The following is a 1318-nucleotide window of genomic DNA, read 5'->3' on the forward strand; positions in this document are numbered from 1 at the left end:
GGGATAGCATCACGTGCCGCCGACCCGGATATAGGTCTCATCCACCCGCCAGGACCGGGCCTGCCAGTCGGGTACCTGCCGGTACCACCGAGTGTGCTTATCCAACTCAGGGGCGTATTTCTGCGCTCAGCGGTGAGAACCGTGGTGTGATCGACTGGCACACCCCGCTCGGTCATCATCTCTTCGAGATCGCGGTAGCTCACGCCGTAGCGGCAGTACCACCGCACCGCCCACCACACTTGGTGAGGAAAAGCTGCTAACGTGGTTCGGCGACGGCCCGGGCACGTCCTTGTTCCTAACCGTCGTGCGCTGGGGTCCGCGTGGACCGCTCGGCCAGCGTCCATCCAGTAAGGAGGCAGTCAGCAGATGTTCGACGACAACGGCTCATTCCTGCTCGCCATGTTCGAGTTCTTCATCTTCTTCGCATGGTTGATGTCCCTGTGGTGGATCTTCGGAGATCTCTTCCGCAGCAAGGACCTCGGCGGCTTCGCGAAGACGCTGTGGGTGGTGTTCATCATCGTGCTGCCGATCATCGGAATGCTCGCGTACCTGCTTGTTCGAGGTCGGGGGATGACCGACCGCGCGGTCGAGGCGCACCAGGAGCTCCAGCAGCGGCAGGATGAGTACATCAAGTCCGTCGCCGGCGGCTCCGCCGGATCGAGCCCGACCGATGAGATCGCCTCGGCGAAGGCCCTTCTCGACTCGGGAGCGATTACCCAGCAGGAGTTCGACCAGATCAAGGCAAGGGCGCTCTCCTCGGTCTGACCCTGGTCCGCTCCCTCGCCAGCCGCAGCGTCGCGGTCCGAGGGCAGCCATCCGGCGCGGCCTTGTCGCGGGGCGAATTCGCGGTTCGCCGGACGCTGGCCAGCTTGGCTCCTAGGCTCCGGGTGCCGCGCCGCCATCGAGGGGGCGCCACCTGACCTTGGGGGTCACTCGATGGCTCTGGTTGTGCACCGGTTCACAGCGTAAGGTCGCGCCCGCCACCCTCGGCGCCGCTTCTGTCGAGGGTGGTCCTTCTCTATGCCACAAGGTCAGCGCGGCGCTGGGATCTCATGGCCGCAGCGGGGCGAGGTCAGCGTCGACGCCGCCTCGACCACCACTGAACTGGACGGCAGCGGAGTGGTCGTCGCACCGCGATGGCTGACGCAGCTCAGTGCCGGCCACGTACTGGTCGGCGACTCGGGCGAGACCGTGCCGCGCGATCAATTCGAGAGCACCTGCGACTAGCTGTACTGACCGGGTACGTTGGTCAAGCGTGAGAAGGGCGGCTGGTTCCCGCAAGCGGTGTGGGGCCGGTGGTGGTTGTAGTAGTGCAGCC

The 1318-nt window shown here is 65.5% G+C and carries 2 protein-coding genes and 1 pseudogene; 2 read left to right on the forward strand and 1 reads right to left on the reverse strand.

Features of this window, described 5'->3' with window-relative positions:
- Window positions 1-15 precede the first annotated feature (15 nt).
- A pseudogene (locus HMPREF0298_RS11965) lies at window positions 16-239 on the reverse strand (IS6 family transposase); the annotation flags it as partial.
- Window positions 240-366: 127 nt separating this feature from the next.
- Between HMPREF0298_RS11965 and HMPREF0298_RS11205 the strand changes: the two are divergent.
- Together HMPREF0298_RS11205 and HMPREF0298_RS11210 are read left to right on the forward strand one after the other, a co-directional pair.
- A complete protein-coding gene (locus HMPREF0298_RS11205) occupies window positions 367-765 on the forward strand; it encodes an SHOCT domain-containing protein (RefSeq protein WP_006841313.1) in 399 nt (132 codons plus the stop codon).
- A 255-nt stretch (window positions 766-1020) separates the two neighbouring features.
- Window positions 1021-1227: a hypothetical protein gene (locus HMPREF0298_RS11210; protein WP_006841314.1), complete on the forward strand. Its 207-nt coding sequence runs from the start codon at window positions 1021-1023 to the stop codon at window positions 1225-1227.
- Window positions 1228-1318: the final 91 nt, after the last annotated feature.

It is taken from the genome of Corynebacterium lipophiloflavum DSM 44291, from assembly GCF_000159635.1.
GTDB classification, from domain to species: Bacteria; Actinomycetota; Actinomycetes; order Mycobacteriales; family Mycobacteriaceae; genus Corynebacterium; species Corynebacterium lipophiloflavum.

Excerpts from the sequence above, each read along its gene's own strand:
- HMPREF0298_RS11205 (WP_006841313.1), top strand. The coding sequence starts at position 367 with ATGTTCGACGACAACGGCTCATTCCTGCTCGCCATGTTCGAGTTCTTC.
- HMPREF0298_RS11210 (WP_006841314.1), top strand. The coding sequence starts at position 1,021 with ATGCCACAAGGTCAGCGCGGCGCTGGGATCTCATGGCCGCAGCGGGGC.